The 18,963-nt window shown below is 56.9% G+C and carries 1 protein-coding gene; it reads right to left on the bottom strand.

Features of this window, described 5'->3' with window-relative positions; all coding sequences use genetic code 11:
* Positions 1–171: 171 nt before the first annotated feature.
* A complete protein-coding gene (locus JOD82_RS20750) occupies positions 172–18,939 on the bottom strand; it encodes a non-ribosomal peptide synthetase (RefSeq protein WP_209949866.1) in 18,768 nt (6,255 codons plus the stop codon).
* Positions 18,940–18,963: the final 24 nt, after the last annotated feature.

Here is an 18,963-nt window from a genome sequence, read left to right as displayed (position 1 = left end):
GTTTTTCGGATTTCTGTTGTGTTTTGTCGACTTTCCAGTAAATTGAAATCGTTACTCAGCGGCACTTGACGTCAGATTCCTGTGGTGGATTTTCCCCTTTCATTTGGAAAAAAACACCCGGCAGGATGCGTACCGAGAAAAATACGGCATACACCCAAGCCGGGTAAGGGATTAGAAAATAATATCAATGGCCTCTAGCACATCTTGCTCCTGTTCGGATTGCCCGTTCAGGGAAATATCCTTCAACAGCACCGAAGGCTGTTCGCAAATTTGGGTGATGATCACGAGCAGGTCCTGAGCGAAATTGTCGATCAGATTGCGAGTAAACAACTTGGTAGCATATTCAAACTGCCCGTTCATTCCCTCATCCAGCAACGAAATGACCAAGGTAAGATCAAATTGGGAAACCGTATGAGTTTCCGGATAAGATTCGATCTTGATATCCCCGAAGCTTTGAACGTTATCTTCCTTGGTTTCCAGAACAAACATGACATCGAATACAGGATTGCGGCTTTGATCTCGCGGCGCCTGCAGCTTTTTCACAAGCTCCTCGAACGGATAATCCTGGTGGTCGTAGGCCCCCAGCATCGTTTCTTTGACTTCATTCAAGTAAGCGAGGAACGTCTTCTCCCCGGACGGATAATGGCGAATCGCCAAAGTGTTGACAAACATTCCGATGAGCGGCTCTAGGTCGGCATGTGTGCGGCCCGAAACCGGCATGCCTACAATGAAGTCTTCTTGTCCCGAGTACTTGCTGAGCAGGATTGAATAGGCCGCCAATAACACCATATAAAGGGTGGCGCCGTTCTCATCGGCGATGCGCTGCAAGCTGTCGGTCATCTGCTTGTCGATGCTGAAAGGCAGCACATCTCCCTCAAAGCTGCGAGCGGTAGGTCTGACAAAGTCCGTAGGCAGTTCAAGCGTCGGCAGTTCGCCTTCCAGCACGTCCAGCCAGTAGGCTTCCTGACGTTTCAGTCGCTCTTTTACAGGTTCGGACTGCTGCCAAGCGGCGAATTCCTTGTATTGAATCCGAAGCGGTTCCAGAGTCTCGCCGTTATACAGGCGCAGCAGCTCTTCGACAAAGATGCCCATCGACATGCCATCCGTGACGATATGATGAATGTCCAGCATGAGCAGTTGCCGTTCCGCTTCCCATTCGACTAAGCCCACACGCAGCAGCGGCGGCCGCTCCAAATCAAAGACGCGTACAAAGCCGTCTACGATGCTCTTCGTTTCACTTTCCGTCGCTTTCGTATACTCGACGGCAAACTTCAAGTCCGGATAAATCCGTTGTACCGGTTCGCCGTCGACCATTTCGAAACCGGTTCGCAAAATTTCGTGACGAGCTATCAATCCTTTGAGCGCCGCCTCGAATTGATTCCGTTCCAAGTGCCCGACGAGAACCGTCATGCCGGACATGTTGTAGCTAAGCTCGGCGCCTTCCATCTGCTGCTGGATGTACAGCCGTTTTTGCACGGAGGAAAGCGGATAGTAATCCCTCTCTTCCAGAACCGGAATGGAGAGGTGTTCCTGCCGCTCCAATTGGCTGATCGCTTCGGCCATCGCTTCGATGGTCGAGTGCCGGAACACATCGCGCAGCGGCAGGTCCACGCTCAGCTCCTTGTGCACCTTGCTGACCAGCGTCGTCGCCCGCAGGGAGTGCCCGCCGAGGTCGAAGAAGTTGTCCGTCACGCCAATCGTGACCGGCCCGAGCACGTCCTGCCAGATGGCGACCAGTTTCGCCTCCAGTTCGGTGCGCGGCGCCACGTATTCGCGGCCTGCGCTTGCTCCCCCTTCCGGCGCCGGCAGCGCCTTCCGGTCGATTTTCCCGTTCGGCGTCAGAGGCAGGCGCTCCAGCTCGACGAAGTACGACGGGATCATGTAACCCGGCAACTCGCTGGAGATCGCCCGTTTCAGGTCCGCCGCCGTCAAGCCTTCTTCCGCTGTATAATAAGCGCACAAAGCTTTCTGACCTTCTTGACCTTCCCTGACGACGACGACCGCTTCCTTCACGCCACCTACACTCAGCAGCTTCGCTTCGACTTCACCCGTCTCAATCCGGTACCCCCGGATTTTCGCCTGGTTGTCGATCCGGCCGATGAAGTCCACGTTCCCGTCCTCCATCCACCGCGCCAAGTCGCCCGTGCGGTACAGCCGCTCGTCCGCGGCGAACGGGCTGTCTACGAACTTCTCTTCTGTCAGCTCCGGACGGTTCAAGTACCCGCGCGCCACTCCGACTCCGCCGATGACCAGCTCGCCCAGCACCCCGACCGGCACCGGGTTCAGATGCGCGTCCACGATGTAGAATTTCGCATTCAGCCACGCTTTGCCGATCGGCACATGGCCTGTCTGCGGCAGCTTCGCCAATTCCTCGTCGTAGAAGCTGGAGTCGATCGCCGCTTCCGTCACGCCGTAAGCATTGATGATCCGGAACAACGAGCCGAAGCGTTCCTGCAAGGTTCGGTAATCCGCCACGCTACAGCTGTCCGAGCTCGTGATCAACAGCTCCATCCAGCTTATATCCAGTTGCTGCTCGTGCACGTACTCCAGGAACGGCACGATCAGCGCTGGCGTCGATTCGAAGATGGTGACCCGCTCTCGCTCAATCCAGTAGTGCAGACGAGACGGATCGATCCGGTCGTCCTTCGGCACAATCACCATCGTGCCTCCGTTGTACAGCGTCCGCGCGATATCTCCCACGAACACGTCGAACGAGAAGCTGGCCAGCTGCAGCAGCCGCACCGGGAACTGATCCAACCGGTATTCCCGCCGGTAGCCCGCCGCCGTGTTCACCAGGCTGCGGTGCTCGATCATCACGCCCTTCGGCTTGCCCGTCGTTCCCGACGTGTAGATCACATACGCCAGATCCTCCGGACGGGCTTCATGGAAGCTGTCGGCATTCGTCCGCTCGTCGCTGTACGACGCTTCGTCGTCGAGGTACAGCACCGCCGCCAGCGCTAGCTCCTCTTCGCCGAGCCAGGCTTCGGCACGCTCTCGCAGCGCCATTTGCGTCAGCAGCACCTTCGCTCCGCTGTCTTCAAGCATGAACCGCACGCGCTCCGCCGGATAATCCGGGTCGAGCGGCACATACGCCCCGCTCGCTTTCCAGACGGCCAGCACGGCCACCAGCAAGTCCACCGAACGCTCGGCGAGAATGCCGACGATCGTCTCCCGGCCGATGCCGCTTGCGCGCAGCGTAGCCGCCAAGCGATTCGCCCGCTCGTTCAGCTCCGCATACGTCAGCCGGTCGTTCTCGTACACGACAGCTGCCGCTTCCGGCGTGCGTTCCGCCTGTTCCTCAAACAGCCGGTGGAATGCGACCGCGGGAGTCGCTTCCGGCTGCGCCGGGTTAAACGCGCCGAGAATTTGCTCTTTTTCTGCCGCCGTCAAAATGCCTAGCTCGGCAATAGTCGCCGACGGGTTGCGGAGAATGGATTCAAGCAGCTGCAAGTAGTGAGCAGCCAATTTCTCCACCGTTTCGGTTTTATAAAGAGCAGTGGCATATTCAAACAGATATTCCAAGCCTTCCTCGATCTCCGTGACGTCCAAGCTGAGATCAAATTTAGAAACAATTTCTTCGCTGGCATACGTCGACAAATGGAGTCCGGGAAGCTGCATTTCCAAATTCTCTGTATTCTGCAAAGCAAACATCGTATCGAACAGCGGATTGCGGCTTAAATCGCGAGCTACGTTCACCTTATCCACCAGTTCCTCAAACGGATAATTCTGATGTTCAAAAGCGCCCAGCGTCGTCTCCTTGATTTCCTTCAAGTAGTCAAGGAACGTTTTACCGGCAGCCGGATAACTGCGGATGGCCAGGGTATTGACGAACATCCCAATCAGCGGCTGAACGTCGCTGTGATTTCTTCCCGCAATCGGCGTACCGACCACCACGTCTTCTTGCCCTGTATACTTATGCAATAATATTGTATAACCAGCAAGCAGAACCATGTAAAGCGTTGCGCCGTTCTCGGCTGCAAGCCGTTTCAGACCCTCGCTTTTCTCGCTATCCATAAACAATTGCAGCGTGCGGCCCTCGTAGCTCTGCATAGCCGGGCGCGGATAGTCCGTCGGCAATTCCAAAACCGGCAGCTCTCCGCGGAACATGTCGAGCCAGTAGGCTTCCTGCTTGGCAAGCTGAGCTTTCTGCTCGTCCGATTGCTGCCATACCGCATAATCTTTGTACTGAATGCGGAGCGGCTCCAACTGCTCCCCGCTGTACAAGCGGACGAACTCTTCGATCAGTACGTCAATCGAAACGCCGTCGGATACGATATGATGCGTATCGAACATTAGAATGTGCCGGTCCGGCGCCAGTTCGGCAAGGCCTACCCGCAGAAGTGGCGGCTTCGCTAGATCAAACGGACGAACGAATTGGCGCACCGTTTCTTCCGCCTGCTCCCCGCTGATCTGCACATATTCCACCTGGAAGGCGGCTTCTTCGTAAATCCGCTGAACCGCTTCGCCTTTTACCATCTCAAAGCCGGTACGCAGCGTCTCATGACGAGCTACGAGCCCGCGGAACGCTTCTTCAAACCGCTGCCGGTCGAGCTCCCCTTCAAGCAGCATAGCTCCCGGTATGTTGTAGCTCAACTCGGCTCCTTCCAGCTGGTTCAAGATATAGAGACGTTTCTGAGCGGAAGAGAGCGAATAATACTCGCTAGGTTCCGCAGCCGGAATAGCTGTGAACGAGCCGATCTCCAGCCGCTCCATAGCCGCGGCCATTTCCTCAACCGTTGAGTAGCGGAATACGTCGCGAAGCGGGAATTCAACGCCTAGCTCCTTATGCATTTTGCTGACAAGCGTCGTCGCCCGCAGGGAGTGGCCGCCGATGTCGAAGAAGTTGTCCGTTACGCCTACCGCCTTCTCCCGAACAAGCACATCCTGCCAAATGGCGGCCAGCTTCGCCTCCAGTTCGGTGCGCGGCGCCACGTATTCGCGGCCTCCGCCTGCTCCCCCTTCCGGTGCCGGCAACGCCTTCCGGTCGATTTTCCCGTTCGGCGTCAGAGGCAGGCGCTCCAGCTCGACGAAGTACGACGGGATCATGTAACCCGGCAACTCGCTGGAGATCGCCCGTTTCAGGTCCGCCGCCGTCAAGCCTTCTTCCGCTGTATAATAAGCGCACAAAGCTTTCTGACCTTCTTGACCTTCCCTGACGACGACGACCGCTTCCTTCACGCCACCTACACTCAGCAGCTTCGCTTCGACTTCACCCGTCTCAATCCGGTACCCCCGGATTTTCGCCTGGTTGTCGATCCGGCCGATGAAGTCCACGTTCCCGTCCTCCATCCACCGCGCCAAGTCTCCCGTGCGGTACAGCCGCTCGCCCGCGGCGAACGGGCTGTCTACGAACTTCTCTTCCGTCAGCTCCGGACGGTTCAAGTACCCGCGAGCCACTCCGACTCCGCCGATGACCAGCTCGCCCAGCACCCCGACCGGCACCGGATTCAGATGCGCATCCACGATGTAGAATTTCGCATTCAGCCACGCCTTGCCGATCGGCACATGGCCTGTCTGCGGCAGCTTCGCCAGCTCCTCGTCGTAGAAGCTGGAGTCGATCGCCGCTTCCGTCACGCCGTAAGCATTGATGATCCGGAACAACGAGCCGAAGCGTTCCTGCAAGGTCCGGTAATCCGCCACACTGCAACTGTCCGAGCTCGTGATCAACAGCTCCATCCAGCTCATATCCAGTTGCTGCTCGTGCACGTACTCCAGGAACGGCACGATCAGCGCCGGCGTCGATTCGAAGATGGTGACCCGTTCCCGCTCCATCCAGTGGTGCAGACGAGACGGATCGATCCGGTCGTCCTTCGGCACAATCACCATCGTGCCTCCGTTATACAGCGTCCGCGCGATATCTCCCACGAACACGTCGAACGAGAAGCTTGCGAGCTGCAGCAGCCGCACCGGGAACTGATCTAACCGGTATTCCCGCCGGTAGCCCGCCGCCGTGTTCACCAGGCTGCGGTGCTCGATCATCACGCCCTTCGGCTTGCCCGTCGTTCCCGACGTGTAGATCACGTACGCCAGGTCCTCTGGACGGGCTTCATGGAAGCTGTCGGCATTCGTCCGCTCCTCGCTGTACGAGGTTTCGTCGTCGAGGTACAGCACCGCCGCCAGCGCCAGCTCCTCTTCGCCGAGCCAGGCTTCGGCGCGCTCTCGCAGCGCCGTTTGCGTCAGCAGCACCTTCGCTCCGCTGTCTTCGAGCATGAACCGCACGCGCTCCGCCGGATAATCCGGGTCGAGCGGCACATACGCCCCGCCCGCTTTCCAGACGGCCAGCACGGCCACCAGCAAGTCCACCGAACGCTCGGCGAGAATGCCGACGATCGTCTCCCGGCCGATGCCACTTGCGCGCAGCGTGGCCGCCAAGCGGTTCGCCCGCTCGTTCAGCTCCGCATACGTCAGTCGGTCGTTCTCGTACACGACGGCCGCCGCTTCCGGCGTGCGCTCCGCCTGTTCCTCAAACAGCCGGTGGAACGCGGCCGCCGGAGCCGCTTCCGGCTGCGCCGGGTTAAACGCGCCGAGAATTTGCTCTTTTTCCGCCGCCGTCAAAAGCTCCAACTGATTCACGCGGATGTTCGGGTTAGCCGCAACCTTCTCCAGTACCCGGGCAAAATGACCGTGGATCAGCCTGATGTCTTCCTCTCTGAACGTCAGCGCATTGTACGTAAACCGCAGCAAAATATGCTCTTCTGGAATGACGGTAATGTCCAGGTCGTAGTTCGTTTGCTCCGGCGACTGGATATTAGCGATTTTCAGCGCTTCTTTGTCTCCGCCGACGACCTGCTCAATCTGTTCTTCCATCGGATAATTTTCAAAGACCATGATATGGTTGATCAAGTCGCGCTTTTGCTCGCTCAGCGACTGAATTTCGAACAGCGGGAACGTTTCGTAAGCTCCCGATGCCAGCGCTTGATCCTGGGTTTTTCTCAAGATATCGGCTACCGTCTCCTCGGCTTTGCCTTGAATACGGACCGGGATCGTATTAATAAACAGGCCGATCATGCTTTCGATGCCCGGAATTTCCGCCGGACGCCCGGATACGACGGAGCCGAATACGACATCCTCGCTGTTGTTGTATACCTGCAGAACCAGCCCCCAAACGGTCTGCATGAACGTATTGAGCGTCACCTGCTGCTGGCGCGCCACCCGCTCGATTTGCCCGGTCAGTTCCTTGCTGAGTTCCACATTGATTTCAGCCGCTTCAAAAGCGCCCTGCTTCAGCTGCGTTTTCTCCTGGGGCAGCTTGGTCTGCTGATCGTAACCCGCCAAATACTCGGACCAGTAACGCGAAGCTTTCGCGGCATCTTGAGCTTCCAGCCATTCGATATACCGGGAGTACGAGGTAGCCGGAGGAAGCTCCAGCGTCCGCTTCTCCTGGAACGCGAAGTAGGTGTCGAACACTTCCTTGATCATGAAGGACATGCACCAGCCGTCCATCAAAATGTGATGGTGACTCCAGACCACATGGTAGGACTCGTCGCCCGTGCGCAAAACTGTCACGCGCATAAGAGAGCCTCGGGCCAAATCGAACTTGTTCGCTTTATCCGCGCTGACGAAATCGGCTATCGTCTTCTCCGGGTCTTCATCGCTTACCGAGCGAATATCTTCGAAGTACACTTCACACTTCCGCTCGCGGAATACCACTTGAATCGGCTCGTCTCTCCAGCCGGTAATAAAGTTGGTCCGCAACGCCTCATTCCGCTGCACCAGTGTATCCAATCCTTGGGTGAAGGCTTCGACATTCAGGCTTCCGTATAGATCGAAGGTCACCTGTTCGAAGTAAGCTTCCGAATCGGCATCCAGCAGGCTGTGGAACAACATCCCTTTTTGCAGCGGAGTCAGGGTGTATACATTCTCCAGTTCGCCGAGCGCCGCCGTATGTTCGGCCAGCCGCTCCAGTTCCTCCAACGTCACATCTTGAAGCAGTACGTCGCTAGGTGTAAGCTCCGGCCGCTCTTTCGATACGCAATGACTGATGACTTCACGCAAGCTCGATTGAAGCAGGGTGCCTAGGCGCTCTACCGTTTCCCGTTTATACTGGGTTTCCCCATAACGGATCGTGAGTTCCAGCACTCCTTCCGACACCATACCGTTGATATCGAGGACAAAATCCATCACTGCATTCGGGCTTGAATCGGAGCCCGGGCTGAACAAAGACGGCTGCGAGCCGCTGCTTTCGTAATCCTGGTCGAACTGACCCAAATAGTTAAAGCTGATCTCCGGCTCCAAAGCAAAGCGCTCGCCGTCACGCGGCACCGACAAATGACGCAGGATGCCGTAGCCGATTCCTTTGTTCGGAATGCGGCGCAAGCTTTCTTTAACCTGTTTCACCTGATGACCGAGCGCCTGGGCGTGACCCGGCTCCAGAACAACAGGGAATTGACTTGTAAACCAGCCAACCGTGCGTGTAATGTCCACATCCGGCAAAATATCTTCCCGGCCGTGGCCTTCGAGATTCACCAGCACGCGTTCACGGCCGCTCCAAGCTTGTACCGCGAGGCCAAGCGCGGCAAGCAGCAAATCGTTCATTTCCGTATGGTAAGCACGGTGTGCCTGCTTCAGCAGCTGTTCGGTTTCCTCCATCGACCAGCAAACGGTCACGAGCCCACTGTCCTTCAGCTTGGATCTGCCTTGTTCAAAATCTTTCGGAAGCGGCTCATAGGTCAATTGCTCGATATGCTGCCAATACTCTCTCTCGCTTTCCATCGCCGGACCGTTCGCATAATCAGCGAGCTGTTTCGCCCACGTTTGGAATGAATCCGTTTTGAGCGGCAGACGGATCGGCTGCCCTTGCAGCGCCTGCTCATAGCCGGCAGCAAAATCCTCAAGCAGAACCCGCCAGGATACGCCGTCTACGACCAAGTGATGGATCGCGATGAGCAGGTGGTCGCCGTCGTCGCAGCGGAACAAGCCGAGCTTCACCAGCGGACCGTTTTCCAGATCGATGCTCGCTTGAATGTCATTCGCCTTAGCCTCTACCGCTTCTTTCACGTCGCCGACTCCTTTGAAATCGACAACTTCCAGATCGAACAGCGCTTCGTTCTCCCCGGCGCCGCGGTTCCAGGCGGTATAGCCGTTCTCGGTTTGGCGGTAAACCGTACGGAGAGCATCGTGATGCACAACAAGCTGACGCACCGCTTGGCGTAAAGCTTCTTCGTCAAAGCCTTGCTTGGAGAACTGCATGAACGCCTGGTTGCTGTGATGCACGTCAGCCGGATTTTGTTCAAAGAACCAGCGCTGAATCGGGGTCAAGATGACCTCTCCCGTCACTTCGGCCTGGTTTGCCGTTCTCTCCGCCGTTTGCAGGTGCAAACTAAGGGCGGTAATCGTCGGGTAATGGAACAAATCTTTCATGACCAGCTTGTACCCCGTTTGCAAAAGACGGGACGATACCTGCAAGGCCTTGATCGAATCGCCGCCGAGCGCAAAGAAATTGTCCATCGTGCCGACCTGATCCACGCCCAGCACTGACTGCCAGACCGACGCAAGTGCCTGCTCGGCAGGAGTACGAGGCGCGGTGTATGCAACCTCGGCACGAATGCTTCCTTCCGGCACAGGCAGCGCTTTACGGTCGATCTTCCCGTTCGGCGTAAGCGGCATTTGATCCAGGCGCATGATGCGCGAAGGCACCATATGGGAAGGCAGCGCGGCGTCCAGATGGGCTACAAGCCCTTCCAGATCGAAGCTGGAATCCGCTACGACATACCCGCACAAATATTTCTGCCCCCGCTCATCCGTCCGGTCGATGACAAGCGCTTGACGCACGCCGGCAAAATTTTTCATGGCCGCTTCAATTTCACCAAGCTCGATCCGATAGCCGCGAATTTTCACCTGGTTGTCGATCCGGCCGATGAAGTCCACGTTGCCGTCCGGCATCCAGCGCGCCAGGTCGCCCGTCCGGTACAGCCGCTCCCCAGCGGCGAACGGGCTGTCTACGAATTTCTCCGCCGTCAAATCCGAGCGGTTCAAGTAACCGCGGGCCACACCCGCTCCGCCGATAACCAGCTCGCCCAACACTCCGATCGGCACCGGCTTCAGATTCGCATCCACGATGTAGAACTTGGCGTTCAGCCACGCTTTCCCGATCGGCACGCTGCCCTTCTTCGGCAACTTCTCCAGCGGCTCGTCATAGAAGCTGGAGTCAATCGCTGCTTCTGTTACGCCGTAGCTGTTAATAATACGGAACTGCGAGCCGAAGCGCTCCTGCAAGGTACGGTAATCCGCTACGCTGCACGAATCTGAGCTTGTGATCAGCAGATGCATCGAGCTGAGGTCCAGGCCCTCGGCATGCACATGCTCCATGAACGGCACGATCAGCGCCGGAGTCGATTCGAACACCGTCACGGCGTAGTCGCGAATCCAGCCGTAGAGGCGGGTTGGATCAATCCGGTCGTCCTTCGGCACGATGACCATGGTGCCGCCGTTGTACAGCGTCCGCGCAATGTCGCCGACGAACACGTCGAATGAAAAGCTTGCGAGCTGCAGCAACCGCACCGGGAACTGATCCAACCGGTATTCCCGTCGGTAGCCCGCCGCCGTGTTCACCAGGCTGCGGTGCTCGATCATCACGCCCTTCGGCTTGCCCGTCGTACCGGAGGTGTAGATGACGTAAGCCAAATCGCGCGGCTTGTTCACATTCGCCGGATTCGATGCGAGATCCGCCGTTAGTACGTTCTTCTCGGCTTCTGCCGTGGCAGACGTTTCGGCAGCAGCCGTTTCCGCTTGCGCCAAAGCCTCCGCCTCTGCGCCTGCTTCGCCCAAAGCTTGTACGCCCACAGCCGCTCCGAGGCTGTACGTCTCGGCGTCGTCAAGCGCAAGCACCGTTTGCAGCACTAGAGCTCCTTCGCTGCGCCAAGCTTCCGCCTGCTCCAGCAGGCAGGTCTGCGTGAGCAGTACCGACGCCCCGCTGTCCGCGAGCATGTACTCGATCCGCTCCGCCGGATAGTCCGGGTCGAGTGGCACATAAGCGCCGCCCGCTTTCCATACGGCGAGCACCCCGATCAACAGCTCCGCCGAACGGCCGGCCAGAATGCCGACCACCTGCTCCGGCTTCACCCCGCACGCCCGCAGTGCATACGCTAGACGATTCGCTTTGGCGTTCAGCTCCGCATACGTCAGCTTGCTGTCTTCGTAGACAACCGCCAGCGCTCCCGGAGTGCGCTCCGCCTGCTCCTCGAACAGCTCGTGGAACGTTCTCTCTCTCCACGACTCATTCGCTTCCAAACCTGTACCCTCTGCGGCGGGTTGCTTCGCAAGAGCCGAAGACGACACGTCAAACCCGACCAGCAAATCATGCTTTTCGCTGTCCGTCAAGATATCCAAATCCGAAATCCGCGCACCCGGCTGAGCCAGGATCGACGCCAAAAGCTGCTCGTAATGACCCGCCAGCCGTTCCATCGTTTCCTGTCTAAACAACGAAGTAGCGTACTCAATCTTGCAAACCAGCTCGTTATCGGATTCCACGATATCAAGGCTAAGATCAAACTTTGCCGTCTTTTCCTCGATGTCGAACAGCGACCATTGCAAGCCTTCCAGGGTTAAATCCAAGCTTTCGTGCTTTTGCAAAGAAAACATGGTGTCAAACAGAGGATTCCGGCTTAAATCCCGGCTCACCTGAAGAGCTTCCACCAGCTCCTCGAACGGATAGTCCTGGTGCTCGTAGGCTCCAAGCGTCGTTTCCTTCACTTCCTGCAAGTAATCCAGGAACGTCCGCTCCGCCGCCGGACCCAAGCGAAGGGCCAGCGTATTGACGAACATACCGATAATCGGCTGCAGGTCGGCGTGAGAACGGGCGGCAATCGGAGTGCCGACCACTATATCTTCCTGTCCCGCGTATTTATGAAGCAATACGGAGTACGCAGCCAGCAGAAGCATGTACAGCGTTGCCCCCGAATCGCCGGCAAGCCGTTTGAGAGCTTCGCTTTTCTCCGCATCCAGCGTAAACGTGAGCGTTTGACCGTCAAACTGCTGAACGGCCGGGCGGGAGAAGTCGAGAGGCAGCTCAAGAACCGGAAGCTCGGAGCTGAATACCCCGCGCCAGTATTCCTCCTGCCGTTTGATGCGCTGGCGCTGCTCCTCGGATTGCTGCCAAACGGCGTAATCCTTGTATTGAATCCGCAGCTCCGGCAATTCTTCCCCATTGTAAAGCCGCACGAATTCGCGCAGCAGCACGTCCATGGAAAGGCCGTCGGAACCAATATGATGAATATCCAGTGCGAGCAGGAATTTCTCTTTCTCCAGTTCGATCAGCAGGGCGCGCAGCAAAGGCGGCTGGGTCAAGTCAAAAGGCTGAATGAAGCCTTCAAGAATGGCCGCAACCTGATCTTCGCTTGCTTGAAGCTTCTCGACCTTGAAAGCTACGAGCGGATGAATACGCTGAACCGGCTCCCCATTCACGATTTCAAAACCGGTGCGCAGCATATCGTGCCGGGCCACCAAAGTAGTCAGCGCCTTTTCCACTTTGACCTCGTTCAAAGCCCCTTCCAATTGCAAGGCGCTTGGGAGGTTGTAATTCAGCTCCGAGCTATCCAGCTGGTGCAGGACGTACAGCCTTTTTTGCGCGGAGGAAACCGGATAGTACGCTTTCTCTTCCGCTTTCGGAATCGAGCAGTGCCGCGTTTCTTCCAAGCTGGCAATAGCCCCGGCCATCGACTCTACCGTCGTATAGCGGAACACATCGCGCAGCGGAAGTTCGACGTTCATTTCCTTCTGAATCTTGCTGACAAGGTTCGTCGCCCGCAAGGAGTGGCCTCCAAGCTCGAAGAAATTGTCCAGGACTCCAATGCCGGAGTAGCCCAGTACTTCCTCCCAGATCTTCACAAGCTGGGACTCCGTCCGGTTACGCGGCGCTACGTATTCGACGCCCGTTTGTATGCCGCCTTGCGGCTCCGGCAGCGCTTTGCGGTCCACTTTGCCGTTGGTCGTCAGCGGCATACGCTCCAACTGCACGAAGTACGACGGGATCATGTATCCCGGCATTTCCTGGGCCAGCGAGGTTCTCATTTCGCTGACCGTCAGCATCCGGTCCGCCACAAAGTAGGCGACAAGCGCCTTCTCGCCCCCGCCGTCCTGACGGGCGAGCACCACCGCTTCTTCCACGCCCTCGACGTTCAGCAGCTGCGTCTCGATTTCGTCCAGCTCGATCCGGTACCCGCGGATTTTCACCTGGTGGTCGATCCGGCCCAGGTATTCGATGTTGCCGTCCGGCAGCCATGCCGCCAAGTCGCCCGAGCGGTACAGTTTCTCCCCCTCCGCAAACGGGGAATCGACGAACTTCTCCGCCGTCAGATCCGGGCGGTTCAGATATCCTCTCGCAAGGCCTTCCCCGGCCACGTACATTTCGCCCGCTACGCCAATCGGCACAGGGCGGCGGTTTTCATCCAGGACATACACCCTCAGCGTCGGGATCGGCTTGCCGATATTGCTCTTCGCCGCCTCCATTTCGACCCACGTGATTTCCTTATACGTCACGTGAACTGTCGTCTCGGTAATGCCGTACATATTGATCAGCTTCGTCTCCGGGTACTTCGTCTTGTAGCCCTTGAGCAGCAGCGGACTCAGCGCTTCGCCCCCGAAGATGACGTTGCGAATCCGCAAATCGTGCGGATGGTCCGCCAAGACCTCACGCAGCAGCTGGTAGAAGTACGTTGGCGTCTGGTTCAAAATCGTGACCTGTTCGCGGCCCAGCAGCGCCAGGAAATCGGCCGGATTTTTCGCCGTGATCGGCGGTACGATGACCAGCTTGCCTCCGTACAGCAGCGCTCCGTACATTTCCCAGACGGAGAAATCGAAGCAGAACGAGTGGAACAGCGTCCACGTGTCGGACGGCCCGAAGTCGAACAGGTTCTTGTCGTTGAACAGGAGCCGCACGACGTTCTTATGCTCGATCAGCGTTCCTTTCGGTCTGCCGGTCGTTCCCGACGTGTAGATGACATATGCCAGGTTGCTCGGCCCGGAAATCGGCTCCAGGTTCGAAGCGTCCAGCGCACCTTCGGAGTCCGCCCCTCTGTCGCCCCAAACGAAATCGTCCAATTCGAGGCGCGTTCCTGCGAAATCGGTCTTCTCGTGCAGATGCTTTTGAATCAGCAATAACGGCGCGCCCGAATCCTCGATCATGAAGCGGATACGCTCCTCCGGGTAGTCGGGATCGACAGGCACGTATGCTCCGCCCGCTTTGAGAATCGCCAGAATGCCAACGACCATATCGAGCGAGCGTTCGGCCAGAATCGCTACCAGCTGGTCCGCCTCTACTCCCGTCTCCCGCAGCTTCCGCGCAAGGCGGTTGGATCGCTCGTTCAGCTCGCGGTAGGTCAGCTGGTGCTCGTTCATGACGGCGGCCACGTTATCCGGGTAATGCTCCACCTGCTCTTCGAACAGGCCGTGAATCGTCTGCTGCCGCGGGTAGTCCGCCTCCGAATCGTTGAAACCGCGCACCAGCTCGTGGATTTCCTCCTCCGTGAGCATTTCCAGCGAGGCAATATCCCCGTCCGGCGCTGCTGCGATGGTTTCAAGCAGCTTGTCATAATGTCTGGCGAACCGCTCCGCGGTCTCCTGTTTATACAAAGCCGTAGCGTACTCCAACCGACATTCGAGCTGACCGTCCAGCTCCGAAATGTCCAGGAGTAGCTCGAACTTGGATGTTTGGTTTTCCAGTGGATAAAATGATTGCTCCAGCCCCTCGATGACAATTTGCTCGTTCTCCGTATTTTGCAGGGAGAAGAACGTGTCAAAGAGCGGATTCCGGCCGGTCGCGCGCGGAATGTGAAGACTTTCCACCAAGTCTTCGAACAAATAATTTTGGTGTTCGAAAGCCCCGAGCGTGATGTCCTTGATTTCTTCCAGGTACGAAAGGTACGGCTTGGAACGCTCCGGACGGCTGCGAATGGCCAGCGTGTTGATAAACATCCCTACGATCGGCTGCACTTCTTCCTGCGTTCTTCCGGCAATCGGCGTTCCTACGATCAGATCTTCCTGACCCGAATATTTATGCATAAGGATGGTGTAAGCCGACAGCAGCACCATGTACAGGGTCGTCCCTGTCCGTGCCGCCAGCTCTTTCAGCTTCTCCGTCCGATCTTTCTCGATATAAAACTTCACGGTTCGGCCGTCAAAGCTTTGCACCGCAGGCCGCGGGAAGTCCGTCGGTAGCTCCAAGACCGGCAGCTCGCCCGACAGCTGTTCCAGCCAATACTCCTTCTGCGGCTGGAGCATCTGCCCGTAAGCTTCGGAATGCTGCCAAACGGAATAATCTTTGTATTGAATGCGCAGCGGGGTCAGCTCCTCGCCCCGATACAGGCGGCTGAACTCATCGAAGAGCAGCGCTGTCGAAATGCCGTCCGAGACGATATGGTGCATATCGAACAGCAGAATGTGGCGATCCTCGGCGACTTCGATCAGGCCGATGCGGAGAAGTGGCGGCTTGGTCAGATCAAACGGGTGATAGTAAGCTTCCACCACTTGCTCCACTTCCCGCTCGCTCGCCTGGAAATAATCCACAGCAAACTCCACCTCGTCATAGATGCGCTGGACAAGCTCGCCTTGAACCTGCTCGATTCCGGTACGCAGCGTCTCATGGCGCTGAATCAGCGCCCGGAACGCGTGCTCGACGCGCGTGCGGTCCAGCTTGCCTTCGAGAAGAAGCGCCGCCGACATATTGTAGCTGCGCTCGGCCCCGTCAAGCTGGCGCAGGACGTACAGACGCTTTTGTTCGGATGAAACCGGATAGTACTCGGCCTCAGCCGCCTTTGTAATCTCATACGTCTCCTGCTGCCTTAAACCGCCGATTCTTTGGGCCAACTGTTCGATCGTGGTGTAGCGGAAAACTTCCCGCAGCGGAACCTCGACTTGCAGCTCTTTCCGAATCTTGGAAACCAGCGTGGAGGCCCGCAAGGAATGACCACCCAAGTCAAAGAAATCGTCTTGGACTCCAACTCGCGCAATACCCAGCACCTGCTGCCAAATGAGAGCAAGTCTTGTTTCCAGCGTTGTGCGAGGAGCCACATACTCACGGCCTGCTTCTACCTCTCCGGTCGGTTCAGGCAGCGCCTTACGGTCAATTTTGCCGTTCGGCGTGAGCGGAAGCTTATCAAGAGACACCAGCCGGGCCGGGACCATATGGGCCGGCAGCTCTTGCTTCAATTGGGACAGCAGATCGCTCAGCTGCACGGAAGCATCCGCCGCCACGTAGCCGCACAAATACTTTTGCCCCTGCTCATCCGTACGGTCGGTCACCACAGCCTGCTTGACGCCCGGGAAACGCAGCAGGGCCGTTTCAATTTCGCCGAGTTCGATCCGGAACCCGCGAATTTTCACCTGATAGTCGATTCGGCCGATGAAGTCGACGTTGCCGTCTTCCAGCCAGCGGGCCAAATCGCCTGTCCGGTACAGACGTTCGCCTGGCACAAACGGGCTGTCCGCAAACTTCTCGGCGGTTAGGTCCGGACGGTTCCAGTACCCGCGCGCCACCCCGGCGCCGCCGATGACAAGCTCGCCCGGAACCCCTACAGGAACCGGCTTTAACGCGGCATCGACAATGTAAAACCGGGCGTTCAGCCATGCTTTGCCGATCGGCACATGACCCGACGGCGGCAGCTTATCCAGCGGCTCACCGTAAAAGCTGCTGTCAATGGCCGCTTCGGTAACTCCATAGCTGTTGATGATGCGAAATTGTCCGCCGAATCTTTCCTGCAGCAATCGGTAATCGGTGACACTGCAAGCATCCGAGCTGGTAATCAGCAACTGCATGGAGCTAACGTCCAGCCCTTCTTCATAAATATGCTGCATGAACGGCAGGATGAGCGCAGGCGTCGATTCGAATACCGTAATGCTTTGGTCCCGAATCCAGCCGTATAAGAGGTTCGGATCAATCCGGTCATCCTTCGGCACAATCACCATCGTGCCTCCGTTATATAGCGTCCGCGCGATGTCTCCGACAAACACGTCAAACGAGAAGCTGGCCAGCTGCAGCAGCCGCACCGGAAACTGATCCAACCGGTACTCGCGACGGTACGCATCCGCCGTATTCACGAGACTGCCGTGCTCGATCATGACGCCTTTCGGGCGTCCCGTCGTACCCGAGGTGTAAATCACATAAGCCAAGTCTTGCGGGGCGCTGTCGGCAGATTCAAATTCCACGGCTAAGGCATCCCCGTTATAAATCTGTTCATCGTCCATGGCATAGACAGCTTGAAGCTTCAGCCGGTCATCGGCCAACCAACCTCCGGCCCGCTCCAACAGATGACGCTGCGTAAGCAGCACCGATGCATCGCTATCGCTGAGCATGTACTCAATCCGCTCCGCCGGATAATCGGGGTCCAGCGGTACATAGGCTCCGCCGGCTTTCCAAACGGCGAGCACCCCGACCAGCAGTTCCACCGAACGCTCCGCCCAGATCCCCGTAATCGTCTCCCTTCCCACGCCCTGTTCGCGAAGGAGAGAAGCCAGCCGCTCGGCGCGTTCGTTCAATTCGCCGTAGGTCAGCTGTTTGTCCATGTAGACGACTGCCGGATGATCTGGAATTTCTCGAGCAAACTTTTCAACATACCGATGAAACGCTTCTCCCTCGCTCAGCCCTGCCACCGGCGGGTTAAAAACGTTGAGAATGCGGTGTCTCTCCTCATCGCTCAGCAGAGAAATCTCGCGTACCGGCAGTTCGGGAGTCTGAAGAAACTGGTCCAGAACGGTTACATACTGTTCCATAATCCGATCAATCTCGGCCGTCTCGAACAAGCCGGTACGATAGGAAGCATGGAGAATGACATGTCCTTCATTCAGCATATGGTCGAAGCGCAGCAGCAAATCGTCCATCTCGTGCCTAGCGAAGTGAGCCTCCAGGCGTACCTTGATTTCTTCGTACTCCACGATTTTCAAAGGCAGATATTCCAGAGACGTGCGGAACAGCCCCGAAAGATCGTTGCGGCCGTGTTGTTCGCGTAAATCCTGGATCAATTGGTTATAAGGGTATTTCTGATACCGCAGATCCGCCGTATTTTCCTTGGAAACCGTTTGGATCAAGGAAAGCACGTTCCTGTCTGGATTCAGACGAATCCGCGTAGCCACGGTGCTGACGAACATGCCAATCGTTTCTTTTTCCTTCTTGCTGGTGCGATTGGCAAAAACCGTGCCGACCGGAACATCGGTGCTGTCGGTCAGCTTGTACAATAAGGCGTACATGGCGGACAGAAATAATGTATATAAGCTGACCTGATATTGTTCGCTGAAGGCCAGAATGCGTTCATACCGGGAACCGTCCAAAGTGATGGACAGTTTATTGGATTCGCTGCCGATCGAGAATGGCGGATACGATTTAATGCCGGTCGTTTCAGGCAAAGTGTTGTACTTCGTCAGCCAGTATTCCTTGCCTTTCTGATAACGCTGCGATTGCTCATATTCACGCTCCGCGGAAATATAATCTAGATAGGAAGGGGGCTGGTAACTGCTGGAGATGCCTTTGCGCAGTTCCAGGTATTTTTCCATCACCGCATGCAGCAAAGCATTGACGGACAAGCCGTCGGCGATAATATGGTTTACCGTCAAATTGAGCCATACTTGGCCGTTCGCAAAATGAATAATCGTAAATTCGTAGAGGTGTTCGTCGAACACGCTGGCCGGTTTTTCGCTTACTTCCTTCACCCAAGCATAGAATTGTTCGATTGTGCCTATTTCGAGGCGGCTTATCCTAGCTTGGACATTCTCCAGCTCTTCGAACCACTGCGTTGGATTTTGCAAATCCCCGCTAATGCGGATTCGGAAAACGTCATAGGTTTTGACGATCTCTGCCGCCGCTTGCTTCAGAAGCTGTGTGTTGATCTCGCCCGTAATCTGGTAGGTCGCGGAAAGCATCGTGATGGACGTTCCCGGATTCATAATTTCCATGAACCATATTCGGCGCTGGGCTTGCGTTAATCCATATTGCTCGTTGGTATTCTCTGTCACATCGACACACTCCCGGTTTAGAGA

It is taken from the genome of Paenibacillus sp. 1182 (genome assembly GCF_017833915.1).
Classification (GTDB): Bacteria; Bacillota; Bacilli; order Paenibacillales; family Paenibacillaceae; genus Paenibacillus; species Paenibacillus polymyxa_D.
Note: the sequence above shows the minus strand (reverse complement) of the source record. Positions and strands in the feature narration are given on the sequence as shown.